This window comes from Paraburkholderia phosphatilytica, from assembly GCF_003443895.1.
GTDB classification, from domain to species: Bacteria; Pseudomonadota; Gammaproteobacteria; order Burkholderiales; family Burkholderiaceae; genus Paraburkholderia; species Paraburkholderia phosphatilytica.
Window position 1 is genome coordinate 16,686 of record NZ_QQOA01000027.1, and the last position, 15,298, is coordinate 31,983.

Here is a 15,298-nt window from a genome sequence, read left to right on the forward strand (position 1 = left end):
ATCGTCAGGCGCGCACGCAGTCGACGAAGTATTCGACGCGGCCGTCGACGTTCTCCGCGACGAGACCGTGGATGTCCGTGTAGAACCCCGGGAAACGCCCGTTGAACTCGCGCGCGAACTGCAGGTACTTGACGATCGTGCGGTTGAAGCGCTCGCCCGGAATCAGCAGCGGAATACCGGGCGGATACGGCGTCAGCAGGATCGACGTGACGCGGCCTTCGAGTTCGTCGATGGGCACGCGGTCCACCTCGCGGTGCGCGAGCTTCGCGAACGCGTCGGACGGCTTCATCGCCGGCTCCATGCTCGACAGGTACATCTCGGTCGTGAGACGCGCGATGTCGTTCGCGCGGTACACGCTGTGGATCTGCTGGCACAGGTCGCGCAGGCCGACGCGCTCGTACATCGGGTGATGCGCGACGAACTCGGGCAGCACGCGCCACAGCGGCTGGTTGTTGTCGTAGTCGTCCTTGAACTGCTGCAGCTCGGTCACCATCGAGTTCCAGCGGCCCTTCGTGATGCCGATCGTGAACATGATGAAGAACGAGTAAAGGCCGGTCTTCTCGACGATGATGCCGTGCTCGGCCAGGTACTTCGTGACGATCGCCGCCGGAATGCCCGCATCGCCGAATTCGCCGTCCACGTCAAGACCCGGCGTGACGATGGTCGCCTTGATCGGGTCCAGCATGTTGAAGCCTTCGGCGAGCGGGCCGAAGCCGTGCCAGCGGTCGTTCGGGCGCAGCATCCAGTCTTCGCGCGAGCCGATGCCTTCGTCGGCGAGTTCTTCCGGGCCCCAGACCTGGAAGAACCAGTCGTCGCCGTATTCGGCGTCGACCTTGCGCATCGCGCGGCGGAAGTCGAGCGCCTCGGCGATCGATTCCTCGACGAGCGCCGTGCCGCCCGGCGGCTCCATCATCGCCGCGGCCACGTCGCACGACGCGATGATCGCGTACTGCGGCGATGTGGACGTGTGCATCAGGTACGCCTCGTTGAAGCGATGGCGGTCAAACGTGCTGTTTTCGGAATCCTGCACGACGATCTGCGACGCCTGCGAGATGCCGGCGAGCAGCTTGTGCGTGGAGTGCGTCGCGAACACCAGCGCGCCGGTGCGCGGACGGCCCGCGCCGATCGCGTGCATGTCCTGGTAGAACTCGTGGAACTCCGCGTGCGGCAGCCACGCTTCGTCGAAGTGCAGCGTGTCGAGCAGATCGCCGAGCAGGTCCTTGATCATCTCGACGTTGTAGATCACGCCGTCGTAGGTGCTCTGCGTGATGGTCAGGATGCGCGGCTTCAGGTTCGGATTCTTCGCGAGCGCTTCACGCGCGAACGGGTTCGCCTCGATCTTGCGGCGGATGTTTTCCGGCTTGAACTCGTCGCGCGGAATCGGGCCGATGATGCCGAAGTTGTTGCGCGTCGGCGTGAGGAACACCGGGATCGCGCCCGTCATCGTGATCGCGTGCAGGATCGACTTGTGGCAGTTGCGGTCCACCAGCACGATGTCGCCCGGCGCGACCGTCGCGTGCCAGACGATCTTGTTCGACGTGGACGTGCCGTTGGTCACGAAGAACAGGTGATCCGCGCTGAAGATGCGCGCCGCGTTGCGCTCGGACGCCGCGACGGGGCCCGTATGATCGAGCAGCTGGCCGAGTTCGTCGACCGCATTGCAGACGTCGGCGCGCAGCATGTTCTCGCCGAAGAACTGGTGGAACATCTGGCCGAGCGGATTCTTCAGGAATGCGACACCGCCCGAGTGGCCCGGACAGTGCCACGAGTACGAACCTTCGTCCGCGTACTTCACCAGTTCCTTGAAGAACGGCGGCGCGAGCGCGTCGAGATAGACCTTCGCCTCGCGGATGATGTGGCGCGCGACGAACTCCGGCGTGTCCTCGAACATGTGGATGAACCCGTGCAGTTCGCGCAGGATGTCGTTCGGCAGGTGGCGCGACGTGCGCGTCTCGCCGTACAGGAAGATCGGGATGTCCGCGTTGCGCACGCGCACGGCTTCGACGAACGCGCGCAGCGCGATGATCGCGGGCGCGTGCTCGGGCGCTTCGGCGTCGGCGCTCGAGCCTTCCACGTAGGGCAGCAGCTCGTCGTCGTCGATCGACAGGATGAAGCACGACGCGCGGCTCGACTGCTGCGCGAACGAGGTCAGGTCGCCGTAGCTCGTCAGGCCGAGCACTTCCGCGCCTTCCTTTTCGATCGCCTCGGCGAGTGCCCGGATGCCGGAACCCGAGATGTTCTCGGAGCGGAAGTCTTCGTCGATGATGACGACAGGAAAGCGGAACTTCATAAAGCGATTCTCCAGAAAGAACGACCGCTGTGGTGTGCCACAGCGGTCCCCGGAATACGGTTGACTGGTGCTGCGGCGCTCGTCAGGTCTTGGGGAGCGTCACGCCGTGCTGGCCCTGGTACTTGCCGCCGCGATCCGCATACGACACCTCGCAGACCTCGTCGCTTTCGAAGAACAGCACCTGCGCTACGCCCTCGTTCGCGTAGATCTTCGCAGGCAAAGGTGTCGTATTCGAGAATTCCAGCGTGACGTAGCCTTCCCATTCGGGTTCGAACGGCGTCACGTTGACGATGATCCCGCAGCGGGCGTAGGTGGACTTGCCGAGGCAGACCGTCAGCACGTTGCGCGGGATGCGGAAATATTCCACCGTGCGCGCGAGTGCGAACGAGTTCGGCGGGATGATGCAGACCTCGCCCTTGAAATCGACAAACGATTTCTCGTCGAAGTTCTTCGGGTCGACGATCGTCGAGTTGATGTTCGTGAAGATCTTGAATTCGTCGGCGCAACGGATGTCGTAGCCGTAGCTCGAGGTGCCGTAGCTGACGATCCGCCGGCCGTCTTCGGACATGCGGACCTGATCGCGCGCGAACGGCTCGATCATGTTGTGCTCTTCGGCCATACGCCGAATCCACCGGTCGGATTTGATTGCCATGGGTTGTGCGGTGCTGCTGACGGTGTTGGAGAATCGGGCCGGCGCCGGTACCTCGGCGCTGCCGGACGAAAGGCGCTTATTTTACGCGATCGTGGGGGCCGGCGAAGGAAGCCGGCAGCCGTTACTGCTGCCGGATCAGGCCGCAGCCGAGCGCCGGACCTGCGCCGTGCTGTGGAAATGCATAGGGGTCGCCCGCGTCGCGGTGCACGAGCAGCGAGCGCTGCGCGACGGAGCGGATGCCGTCGAGCGACACCTCCGGCGCGACGATGAAGCCCGTCGCGACGCCGTTCGCGTCCGCATGGATATTGCCGAGATCGCCCTCCACGCGCACGCCCGCCTTCAGCCTGTCTGCCGACGGCGCGAACACCGGCCCGGCCGAGGAACCGTCCGCCGCATTGCAGTCACCGCGGTCGTGGACCTGCAGCGCGTGGTCGCTGTTCGGCGGCAGGCCGGTCAGGTTGTAGGTGACCTGGACGCCGTCCGAATGCTCGATGAAGGTAATCGCGCCGCGCACCTGATTGCCGAGCGTGGGCACGATCTGCGCGTCCGCGCGCCGCTCCTCTGGTCTCAGGAAGGCGGTACAGCCGCCCAGCAGCAGCGCACCGCAGGCGGCGAAGACGATGACCGCGCGTCTCGTCTTACCGTCGGTTCGTTTTCTCATGCGATCCTCTTGCCACCTCTTGCCAGCTGGCGGCCGCCCCTGCGACCGCCACATACCTGACCCGATGAAGACGACATGATACCCCGGCGCCGGCCCTATTTACGGCTTCGCGGCGCCAGTCGAAGCTCCGTTCGAATGCCCGCCGCGGCGGAAGCGCGGCGAGCCCCGCGCGACGCGGCTCAGGTGTTCTGCACGACGATCGTCGGGAACTTCGAACTCATGTCACGCGCGCGTTCCGCGATATGGATCGCGACCTTGCGCGCAATGCTCCGGTAGATCTCCGCGATCCGGCCGTCCGGCTCCGCGACCACCGTGGGATGGCCCGAATCGGCCTGCTCGCGGATCGCGATGTCGAGCGGCAGGCTCCCGAGCACCTCGACACCGTACTCCTGCGCCATCCGGTCGCCGCCACCCGCGCCGAAGATGTGCTCTTCGTGGCCGCAGTTCGAGCAGATATGGATGCCCATGTTTTCCACAATGCCGAGGATCGGAATACCGACCTTCTCGAACATCTTCAAGCCCTTCTTCGCATCCAGCAGCGCGATGTCCTGCGGTGTCGTCACGATCACGGCGCCCGTCACCGGCACGCGCTGCGACAGCGTCAGCTGGATGTCGCCCGTGCCCGGCGGCATGTCGACGACGAGGTAGTCGAGATCGCGCCAGTTCGTCTGCCGCAACAGCTGCTCGAGCGCCGAGGTGGCCATCGGACCGCGCCACACCATCGGATTGTCCTGCTCGATCAGGAAGCCGATCGAGTTCGCCTGCACGCCGTGGCCGGTCAGCGGATGCATCGTCTGGCCGTCGGGCGACTCGGGGCGCCCTTCGATGCCAAGCATCATCGGCAGCGACGGGCCGTAGATGTCGGCGTCCAGAATGCCGACCGACGCGCCCTCGCTCGCAAGCGCGAGCGCGAGATTCACCGCGGTCGTGCTCTTGCCGACGCCGCCCTTGCCTGACGCGACGGCGACGATGTTCTTCACGTTCGGCAGCAGCTTCACGCCGCGCTGGACCGTGTGCGCGGCAATCTGCTGCGACACCTGCACGACCGCGTCGGCCACACCCGGCACGGCCTTCAGCGCGTCCGACACGAGGTCGCGAACCCGCTCGAACTGACTGTTAGCCGGATAGCCGAGTATCACCTCGACGGCAACCGTCGTACCCTCGATCGTGAGGTTGCGGAAATTCTTCGCGGCCGCGAACGGCTGGCCGGTGTTGGGGTCTGTGACGACCGCGAGCGCGGCGTCGACCAAAGCCCGATCGATGCTCATTGACACTCCCTGACATTCCGTGGGGAACGCCGACGGCTGTTTGGAATCGAAAGCTTCGCCGTCAGCGATGAATTTGAAAAATTGTGTTTCGCAGCATTGCCGAACGCCCGCCCGCTCAGGCACGCTTCGCCTCCGGCGGGCATGAGGGACGCATCGGCACGGCACGATAGCGGGCCCGGAACCAGGTTCACAACCGCCCGCAAACGCGCCGCGAACGATGTACCGGCGGGTGTTCCGCCAGCCGGCGCCGCACCGTGATGCATGCGCTGCATTCAGTCGCCATTGTAGAGGCTCGTGCCGGCGGGCGCCGCAAGACCCTTCCGGCGCTGTGCCGACACGGCGGCCGTACAACAGAACCGTTGTTTCAGTTTCATCAAGAGAAAGGGATCAAGAATGAACGCAAAACTCATGACGCGTATTTCCGTGTTCGCCCTCGTCGGCACCCTCACGGCCGGCTGCGCGACCCAGCAGGGGAACAACACCGCGGTCGGTACGGGTGTCGGCGCGGCGGCAGGCGCGGGTCTCGGCGCGATCTTCGGCGGCGGCAAGGGCGCGGCGATCGGTGCCGGCGTCGGCGCGGCGGCAGGTGCGATCACCGGCTACAACTGGCAGGCGATCCACAACAAGCTGTCCGGCGCGACGAAGGGCACCGGCACGCAGATCACCGAGCAGCCGGACGGTTCGCTGAAGCTGAACATCCCGAGCTCGGTCACGTTCGACACCAACAGCTACGCGATCAAGCCGTCGTTCGCGCCGGTGCTCGACCAGGTCGCGCAGACGCTGCAGCAGAATCCGGAAGTGATCGCGCAGGTCGTCGGCCATACCGACAGCACCGGCCAGCCGGCATACAACCAGACGCTGTCGGTGAACCGTGCGCAGAGCGTCGCTGGCTACCTCGCGCAACGCGGCGTCGCGCCGCAACGCCTGTCGGCCGACGGCCGCGGCGCCACCCAGCCGATCGCGGACAACAACACCGAAGCCGGCCGCGCGGCGAACCGTCGCGTCGAAATCTATCTGCGCGCGACCGCGCAGCATCAGGGCGGCTGATCGGAATGGCTCGCAGAGCCTTGTGGCACAAGGCTCTGCACGGATTCCAGCAAGTGAGGAAGTGCCAGATAACCGGATCGAAAAAAATTTCGAACTCTGCCGGATATCCGCGGTCTGTCTTTACGGTACGTGCGCGACGACCGTCGCCGCGTCACCATTCTCCTCTTGTCGTTGTTGCTCCGGGGCCGACTGCCCCGGTTTTTTTTGCCCGCCGTTTTCTCCCGCCTGTTTGCCTCCGTGCGCTGGATCGCGCGGTCCAGGTTCGCGCCCATGCGCGTCACGCCGCATGCGTGCGCCCTGCTAGAATCGAAATTTCGACCGTCCGCATCACCCTAAGGCACTCTCAGCATCCTTATGACAGCACCCACCGACCTCACCGCAGGCGCGCCGTCGGGCCGCCGCCAGATTCTCGTTACGTCTGCTCTGCCCTATGCGAACGGGCAGATCCATATCGGCCATCTGGTCGAATATATCCAGACGGACATCTGGGTCCGGGCGCTGCGAATGCATGGGCACGAGGTCTACTACGTCGGTGCCGACGACACGCACGGCACGCCGGTCATGCTGCGCGCGGAGGCCGAAGGGATCACGCCGAAGCAGCTGATCGAGCGCGTGTGGACCGAGCACAAGCGCGATTTCGATGCTTTCGGCATCTCGTTTGACAACTACTACTCGACCGATTCGGAAGAAAACCGCGTCCTGTCGGAAAACGTCTATCTCGCGCTGAAAGACGCGGGCCTGATCGAAGCGCGCGACATCGAGCAGGCTTACGACCCGGTCAAGGAGATGTTCCTGCCCGACCGGTTCATCAAGGGCGAGTGCCCGAAGTGCCATTCGAAGGATCAATACGGCGACAGCTGCGAGGTCTGCGGTTCAACCTACGCGCCGACCGACCTGATCAATCCGTACTCGGTGGTATCGGGCGCGACGCCGGTGCGCAAGACCTCGACGCACTACTTCTTCCGTCTGTCCGACCCGCGCTGCGAAAACTTCCTGCGTGGCTGGGTCAGCGGCCTCGCGCAGCCCGAAGCGACCAACAAGATGCGCGAGTGGCTCGGCAGTGAAGGCGAATCCACGCTCGCGGACTGGGACATCTCGCGCGACGCGCCGTACTTCGGCTTCGAGATTCCGGGCGCGCCGGGCAAGTACTTCTACGTGTGGCTCGACGCGCCGGTCGGCTACTACGCAAGCTTCAGGAACCTGTGCGAGCAGCGCGGCCTCGATTTCGACGCGTGGACGAAGAAGGGGGCGACCACCGAGCAGTACCACTTCATCGGCAAGGACATCCTCTACTTCCACACGCTCTTCTGGCCCGCGATGCTCGAGTTCTCCGGCCATCGCACGCCGACCAACGTGTTCGCGCACGGCTTCCTGACGGTAGACGGCGCGAAGATGTCGAAGTCGCGCGGCACCTTCATCACCGCAAAGAGTGTGATCGACACGGGACTGAACCCCGAGTGGCTGCGCTACTACTTCGCGGCAAAGCTGAACAGCACGATGGAAGACCTCGACCTGAGCCTCGCCGACTTCCAGTCGCGCGTGAACAGCGATCTCGTCGGCAAGTACGTGAACATTGCGAGCCGCGCGGCAGGCTTCCTGCTGAAGCGCTTTGACGGCCGCGTACAGGACAGCGCGATGCACCACGCGCTGCTCGGCACGTTGCGCGCCGCGATCCCGCAGATCGCCGCGCACTACGAGGCGCGCGAGTACGGCCGCGCGCTGCGCCAGACGATGGAGCTCGCCGACCAGGTCAATGCGTACGTCGATACCGCCAAACCGTGGGAGCAGGCGAAGGATCCGGCCAACGCCGTCGCGCTGCACGAGACCTGCAGCGTGAGCCTCGAGGCGTTCCGGCTGCTGTCGCTCGCATTGAAGCCGGTGCTGCCCACGCTCGTCGCCAACGTCGAGTCGTTCCTCGGCATCGCGCCGCTCACATGGATCGATGCGAACGTGCCGCTGTCGTCGGCGCGCCCGGTCAACGCGTACAAGCATCTGACCACGCGGGTCGAGCAGAAGCAGATCGACGCGCTGCTGGCCGCGAACCAGGAGTCGCTGAAGCCGGCCGACGGCGCCGCCGCGGCCGCCGGTCCGGCGGGTGCCGCCAAGGCTGCGAAGTCATCCGACGGCAACGCAGAAGCCGCACCCGTTGCTGACGGCGCAGGCGGCATGATCTCGATCGACGACTTCGCGAAGATCGACCTGCGCGTCGCGCTGATCGTGGACTGCAGGATCGTCGAAGGCTCGGACAAGCTGCTGCAGCTCACACTCGACGTTGGCGAAGGCAAGACCCGCAACGTGTTCTCGGGCATCCGCTCGGCGTATCAGCCCGAGCAGCTGGTCGGCAAGCTGACGGTGATGGTCGCGAACCTCGCGCCGCGCAAGATGAAGTTCGGCCTCTCGGAAGGCATGGTGCTCGCCGCCTCCGCCACCGACGAGAAAGCCGAGCCGGGTCTCTACGTGCTCGAACCGCACACCGGCGCGAAGCCGGGCATGCGCGTGCGCTGAGCCGCTGACCTCGACTCCCGGCAGACCGCACATCCCGGTCTGCCGGGAGATCCAGACTGATCAGGCCCGTAGGGTCCACTCCCCTCCTTGCCCCGGAACATCAGGGGCCATCGGCCTTGTCCGCGCCTGGCCAGCCCCTGCAGAACATCAGCCCGTCTCAAGACTGAAACTGGTCCGGGAACACGAAGCGACCTGGACCCGGGCGGGGCCGCCCGTGCGTTGCGCCCTACCAGCGAATCCGGTCGAAACGCCGCGTGTACAGCACGTTGAGCCCCTGGAACGTGCCGCCGAACACGGACGCCGACCAGTAGCGCGTCAGGTTGACCGTCGCCTTGATCGCGTTGCTCGCCGATTGCAGGCCCTGCTCGTAGCCGAGCACGAGCCATTCGTTGATCGCTTTCGACACCATCACCACCTGCGGGTCGGTCAACCCGACATCGCTGGTTCCCACCGAAAACTCGTCGAGCCCGAAGGTCTGCGCAATGCGCTTGCCGCCCGCGTTGCCGAGCAGCGCGAGCGCGGTCGTCATCGTGCTCTGCTGGCCGAGGTTGTTGCCCTGTTCCGTGCCGTGCCCGAACAGCAGCCACGACAGCTTGTCGTTGTCCGATACATTCGGTTCCGACACGAGCTTCGCGACTGGCGCCTGCACCGTGCCCGTCACCTGCACGCCGGCTTCGACTTCCTGATTGCGGCGCATCGCGAGAATGTTGATGCCTGGATTCGCGACGGGCCCGTTGAACGTGAAGAAGCCGTTCTCGATATTGAGCTTGCGGCCGAACGCGGTGTAGGTCGAGCCTTCGGTCACGCGCACGTTGCCGACCGCGCGCAGCGGATAGTTCGGCGCGCTCATCAGCGTGATCGTGCCGCCAAGTCCGAGATCGGCGCCCTGACCGCGGAACCGGAAGCTGCGGCCGAGGTTGATGTCGACGTTCGCGCGCGGCGCGAACGGTCCAACCGGCTTGTCGGAGTTCGTGACACCCGGCTTCTTCTCGCCGCGCACGGTGCCGTCCGGGCGCACCACAACGACATCGTCACCGAGCGACGGCGACGACTGCTCCGGCATGTCGAACAGCGCGTGATCGACCATGAACTTGCCGTTGATCTCGAGGCCGCCCTCGCGGCCGGCGTTCGCGACCGTCGCGCTGCCCGACAGCGACATCTGCCGGTCTGGCGCCGCAAACAGTTCGAGCTTGTCGGCGATGATGCTCGCGCTCAGGTCGGGCTGGTCGCCGGTGAGCTGCACACGGCCCGTCGCGCGCAGCGTGCCGCTCGCGCCGTGAAACTCGACCTGCTGGAAGTCGACGAGATTCTCCGACAGCCCGATGCGCACGATGCCGTCCTTCAGCTGCACGCCCTGGTCGACGAGCGTGGCCGACAGATCGTCGCCGTTCAGCGAGCCGGACACCTTCGGCCTGGACACCGAGCCGTTTATCGCGAGCTTCAGCGCGAGGTGCCCCTCGAGCAGATAGCTCGGCCCGAAAATGCCGCCCGTCGTGGCGAGCGACGGAATGTCCGCATTGATCGTGCCGCTCAACGGCGCTTCTTCATCGAGCCCGAGGTGACCGTCCTGCATCGACAGCGCCGTGTGCGCGTTCACGTCGATCGTGCCGAGGCGGTTCGCCTGCGCATGGACCGTCGCATTCACGCGGTTGCCCGGCGCAAAGTCCGTGCGGAACGCGATGTCCTGAATGCCGAGCGCCGCGAGCCCCCGCCCGACTTCGACCGTCACGTCGCCGCCGCGGCGCTTCAGCTGGATGTGCCCGCTTGCGGTATCGCCAATCGAGAAATCCCAGTCGCCGTCGAACACCAGATCGGTCTTCAGCGGCGGTGGCACGCCCGTCACCTCCTCGCGCACCGCCATCAGCCGCGCCAGCGACACGCTGGTCAGCGAGCCGGCAGAACGGATCCGCCCATGATCGAGCGCGAACGACTTCAGGTCGAGCGACGCGCCTTCGATCGTCATGCGCGTCGCGCCGAGCGTCACGTGTTCGGGCGCATAGCTGATCGTGAGGGGTGCTTCAAGCTTGAGCTGCGGCGTGCCGGTGTTCGCCAGCCGCGTCACGGTGCCGTCCCAGTGGGTGCCGTCGCGCGCGTCGGTCAGATGGCCGTTCGCCGCGACGTTGAGGTTGATCGGATGGTTGCGCACCGAGCCCGTCGCCGACGCTTCCAGCGTGTGATTCGCGCGCGTGCCGTTGAGGTGCGCCGTGAGCGTGGCGAGGCTGAAGCCGCTCGATTCGAGGTTGCGCGCGTCCGTCGTGAAGACGAGCGCGCCATTCGCGCCGTCGCGCGCTTCGGCATGGCCTTCCGCGTGGCCGATCTTCGTTGCGCCGAACGCGACACTGTCCGCCTTGTAGTCGAGCACGACGTTCGGGTGTGCGAACGAACCCGTCAGGTCGCCGTCCGCCGTCACGACGCCCGCGATGCCGAAGCCGAGATGGTCGAGCGCGGGCGCGTTGACGTGAAAGCGCAGCCGGTCGCCACGGCCGCCGAAGCTGCCCTGCACGTCCACATCGTTGCCCGCCACCGAGAGGCTCGCGCGGCTCGGCAGCAGGCGCGAGCCGGCCAGCTGGATGGTGCCGCTGCCCGTCATCGGCAGATTGTCGTAGACGCTGTCGCCGAGCTTGAACTCAGCCTTCGTCCTGAACTCGGGCGCCATCACGCCGGTTGCCGTAATGGTGCCGTTCACCCGGGCTTCGACTGGTTTGGCAGTAGGTCCTGGCGGCTTGCTGCCAGTCTCACCCGTCGTGCCCTTCGCAGTCTTGCCCGTGCCCGCCTTCGCCGCCGCCTTCGCGGGCTTCTGCGTGGTCAGCGACAGCGGATCGAAGTCCGTCAGCGTCGCCTTGAGGTTGTACGTCGACGCGGTGTCGTGCTTGATCGCGCCCGACAGGTCGATGCGGCCTTTGCCCGAACTCACGCGCACGTCGTTGAAGCTGATCCGCGCCGGATCGAGCGTGACCTTGCCCTGCGCGCGCAGCCCGGCTTTCGGGTCGGCGAGATCGAGCGTCAGGCTCTGGCTGTCGTCGTTCAGCCGGACACCGATCGGCCCGGACAGCTGTGTCGGCCGCACGCTCGCTTCGAGCGCGTTCAGATCGAGGTCCGCCACTTTCAGGTCGAACCGGCCGCGCCTGCCTTCCAGCTGGCCGCCGCCGGTCAACGTGGCGCGCCTGATGAGCCGCACGTTCAGATTCGAGATGTGCTGCGCCGACGCGTCGAGCCGCACGTCGGCGTGCGCGTCGATGAGCGGCAGCAGGTGTTCGTCGATCGCGCCGGGTTTCGCGTTGACGATCGACACCGCGCCGGTCACCGCGAAATTCGACGAAGAGCTGGATTTCGGCGTGGCGGCGGCCGAAGCCGCGGAAGCAGTCGAGGCCTTCGAAGGAGCCGAAGCGGCGCTGGCAGCGAAAGCGCGTGGGGCACTGGAAGCCACGCCCGCACTCGCGGCGGTCGACGCGCCAGAGGCAGCAGCGTCAGCCGCCACACCCTCCGCCGTCACCGGCTGCAACTCCGCGCGCACCGCCAGATCGGCGAGCGGCGCGCCCGGCGCGAAGGCCTGCGGATTCACGTGATCGAAGCTGAGCGTCGCGCGCTGCAGCGGCACGGGCGCGAACGGCGCCGCCTCGACGTGCGCGTGACCATTGAGCTTCATCCCGCTCGCATCAAGCTCGGCGATGAGGTTTTCCAGCGAACCCGACAGATGCCCCCGCACCTGTACCGGTTCTTCGTTGACCTTGCCCGCATAGCCGACGTCACCCGTCAGCGGAAACGGCCGCACACCATCCAGTTTCGCCGATGCCGTCACCGCGCCGTACGGCGTATCCAGCCGCTCGACCGCTGCTTCGTGATGCCGGCCGTCGGTGCGCGCGTGCAGCAGCAGGTCGCTGTATTCGGACGTCGTCGCGCCGTCGTGCAGCAGCAGATGGTCCACCCGCAGATCGCGCAGATCGACCTGCATCGGCACCGTCAGGTTGTCCGGCAAGGTGGTTGGCGTGTTGCTGGGCGGCGAAGGCGCGATGCGCGCGTCGACCGTGCCGATGTGCAGATAGCTCACCGTGAAGCGCCACGGCCGATCGGTCAGCGCCCAGCGTCCGTCGATGCGGTCAACCTTCACGTCCGTGCCGCGTCCGTCGAGGCTGCGCCAGCGCACGTCGTGCAGTTTCAGGCCGCTCGCGATCGAGCCGCGGTCGAGCGTGCCCGTGAGCCGCCCACCGAGCAGCTTCACCGCTGCCTTCCATGCATACGCGGTGCCCTGAGGCGTCGACACGACGCCATACACGAGGCCGCCTGCGAGCAGGATCAGCACGACCGGCACCAGCATCGCCCACCAGATCCGGCGCACGCGGCGACGCCGCCGCGGCGTGGGCGGCTGCTGGCCTTGCGGCGTACCGCCGTCCGGCGGCGGGGCCTCGGGCGGCGGTGGCGGGTTGTCGGGCGTTTCGGTGGTCATGCGTGCTGCGTTCGCTGTCTCGGTTAGTCGGTTGCTGTCGCTCGGGCTCGAATCATGACGAACGGTCGGGTACGGTCAAAAGCGGTCAGAACGCGATGCCAAGCGTCAGATACGGACGCACGCTGTGATTGCGCGTGCCGTACGCGATGTCGACGTTCACCGGCCCGACCGGGCTGCGCCAGCGCGCACCCACACCGACGCCCGGGTAGAAGACCTTTTCGCCCCAGGTGTCGGTCGCGGTGCCGATGTCGAAGAACACTGCCGCGCCCCAGTCGTGCGTGAACCAGTGCTGGTATTCGGTGCTGCCGGTGACGAGGTATTTGGTCGGCAGGATCGAGCCGCCGACGTCGTCGCCGATGCTGTCGTAGCTGTAGCCCCGCACCGAGTTCGAGCCGCCCGCGCGGAACAGCAGCGAGGCCGGCACGCCGCTCGAACTGCCGCTCGTGAACACGCCGCCGAATTCGGCGCGCAGCACCACGAGATCGTTGCGGCCGATCGGGAAGTACTGCTGGCCGCGCGCATAGCCGCGCGCGAAGGTCTGGTCGGTCAGCACGCCCTTCACCGCGAAGCCGGCCTCAAGATGGATCAGGTTGCCGGAGCGCGGGAACAGCGGGTCGTCGGTATTGCGGCGCGTCCAGGTCCACGCGGGCACCAGCGCGCGGCTGGTGGTAGGCGGTTCGACGTTCTGGTCGAGCCGGTCCTGGTAGTAGAGGATCGAGTAGCCGTAGTCGATGTACTGCGACGTGCGGGTCCGCTGCAGACCCGCGCGCAGGCTGTAGATGCGCGTGTCGGACACGTTGGTGGACGAGTAGGACGCGAGCGCGCTGTTGGTCCACGCGCGCTCGCCTGGCGGCATCGAGAGCTGTACCTGGCCGTACTGCTGGATCTGGTCGACGCGGCCCGTGACTGAGAACGGCCACGCGGCGCCGAACGTGTTGAGGTACGAGTACGCGCCCTGCACCTGCGGCCCGGTGTCCGTCGCGTAGCCGACGCCGCCGCGGATGCTGTTGTACGGATACTCGCTGACCTTCACGTGGATCGGTGTGTCGAGCGGCTTCGACGTGTCGTTGTCGACGTCGATCGCGACGCTCGCGTAGTACGGCGTGGTCTGCAGCTGTCGCTGCAGTTCGGCCACGCGGTTCACGTCGTACACGTCGCCGGGCGACAGCGGATTCACGTCGGTGACGATCGCGGCCGGATAGCGGCGCGTGCCGGACACATCGAGCTTGCCCATCGTGAACGTCGGGCCGCTGTCGTAAATCACCGTGAGCTTCGCGCTGTGGTCGCGCGGATCGATACGCGCTTCCGAGAACGCGATCTTCGCGCCGAGATAACGATGCGCCTGCAACGCTTTCAGCGACGCGCTCTTCGCGTCGTCCCAGCCGCCCTGCGTGAACGGGTCGCCCTGATGCAGCGAGAACGCGAAGCGCGTCGCGTTTTCCTGCTCGGGCGCTTCGGTCTTCACTGGCCCCTTGAAGGTCAACTCGATCGACGTGATCGTCGTGCGCGGTCCGGGATCGACGTACACGCCGACCACCTTCCTGCCTTCCTCGGTACGCACGTCGGTCCGCACGACCGGCGCGAAATAGCCGGCCGTCGCCGCGAGGTCGCGCACCTGCTGCGGAGTTGCGGTGATCAGAAACTCGAACTGGTCGGTGCTGATGTCGCTGCGCTTCGCGAAGCGCGCGATGTCGAGGTGCGCTTCGAGAAGCTTCCTCAGCGCGCGCGGCGTCGCTTCGATGTCGACCTTGTAGGACGGTTTGCCGGACGATTTCTTCGCTGACTTCGATGCGGCGGGTTTGCCTGAACTGGCAGCGGACGCAGCGGCAGGTTCGCTCGCCGCGGCCGTGCCCGATGCCGCATCCGGCGGCGTGGCGTCCGAACCCGGCTTCGGCGCGGTGGGCACGGTGATCTGCGTAGGCGTGACGGCGGCCGACGATGCGCCCGTGGGACTGGCCGACGATGTCGTGTCCTGCCCGGACGCGTCGTCGCTATCGTCCGCGGCCCGCGCGAGCGGACTCAGCAGGCACGCGGCGCACATCACCAGCAGCACCGCCCACGACACGCGGAACGACCTGGACCCGCGGCGCAGCAGCCCTACTCGCGACTCGCCGAACGTAGCGGCGGGCGATACGGGTGGCGCGAAGCGCGAAGGTTCGATCATCCCACCCGTCAAACAGGACCTCCGGCCGTTGGTGAACAGTTCCAGGCGACCCGCCGAGCGGGCCGAAGCTCGTTATTTGACCACATGACCGGGTCGCGGCGCTGTCAAAAGATGTCAGCGCAAGGGCGTCGCGGCCGGCGCTTTGACGCCTCGCCTGACCTGAGGTTCCGCGCGCTGCCCAACGGATGTCTCGTTGCGCGCCGCTTGCGGTAAAATCGCGTCTGTCATCGGATGCGGCCGCACTGCGAGCCAGCCAGTCTGGCCGCC

At 66.4% G+C, this 15,298-nt stretch carries 8 protein-coding genes; 2 read left to right on the top strand and 6 right to left on the bottom strand.

What is annotated here, in order from left to right; genetic code table 11:
• Nucleotides 1–4: 4 nt before the first annotated feature.
• The 4 genes from DVS29_RS24735 to apbC form a co-directional block, all read right to left on the bottom strand.
• Complete coding sequence (locus DVS29_RS24735) at nt 5–2,290, bottom strand: arginine/lysine/ornithine decarboxylase (RefSeq protein ID WP_118183158.1); 2,286 nt, start codon at nt 2,288–2,290, stop codon at nt 5–7.
• Nucleotides 2,291–2,372: 82 nt separating this feature from the next.
• The gene (gene dcd / locus DVS29_RS24740; protein ID WP_118183159.1) at nt 2,373–2,942 is read right to left on the bottom strand and encodes a dCTP deaminase; all 570 of its coding nucleotides are present in this window, start codon (nt 2,940–2,942) and stop codon (nt 2,373–2,375) included.
• A gap of 121 nt (nt 2,943–3,063) precedes the next feature.
• Nucleotides 3,064–3,603 carry a superoxide dismutase family protein gene (locus DVS29_RS24745; RefSeq protein WP_118183160.1) on the bottom strand — a complete coding sequence of 180 codons (540 nt, stop codon included), beginning with the start codon at nt 3,601–3,603 and terminating at the stop codon, nt 3,064–3,066.
• Nucleotides 3,604–3,782: 179 nt separating this feature from the next.
• Nucleotides 3,783–4,871: an iron-sulfur cluster carrier protein ApbC gene (apbC, locus tag DVS29_RS24750; RefSeq protein ID WP_118183161.1), complete on the bottom strand. Its 1,089-nt coding sequence runs from the start codon at nt 4,869–4,871 to the stop codon at nt 3,783–3,785.
• A 393-nt stretch (nt 4,872–5,264) separates the two neighbouring features.
• On the opposite strand from apbC, the gene DVS29_RS24755 reads away from it, so the two are divergent.
• Together DVS29_RS24755 and metG are read left to right on the top strand one after the other, a co-directional pair.
• Complete coding sequence (locus tag DVS29_RS24755; RefSeq protein WP_118183162.1) at nt 5,265–5,918, top strand: YiaD family glycine zipper/OmpA-like lipoprotein; 654 nt, start codon at nt 5,265–5,267, stop codon at nt 5,916–5,918.
• 354 nt (nt 5,919–6,272) lie between these two features.
• A complete protein-coding gene (gene metG / locus DVS29_RS24760) occupies nt 6,273–8,423 on the top strand; it encodes a methionine--tRNA ligase (RefSeq protein ID WP_118183163.1) in 2,151 nt (716 codons plus the stop codon).
• 226 nt (nt 8,424–8,649) lie between these two features.
• Here metG and DVS29_RS24765 read toward each other — a convergent pair whose 3' ends face one another.
• The gene (locus DVS29_RS24765; protein ID WP_118183164.1) at nt 8,650–12,867 is read right to left on the bottom strand and encodes a translocation/assembly module TamB domain-containing protein; all 4,218 of its coding nucleotides are present in this window, start codon (nt 12,865–12,867) and stop codon (nt 8,650–8,652) included.
• A gap of 85 nt (nt 12,868–12,952) precedes the next feature.
• On the bottom strand, nt 12,953–15,031 hold the full coding sequence (locus DVS29_RS24770; RefSeq protein WP_240655785.1) for an autotransporter assembly complex protein TamA: 2,079 nt from the start codon (nt 15,029–15,031) through the stop codon (nt 12,953–12,955).
• Between the last annotated feature and the right edge of the window lie 267 nt (nt 15,032–15,298).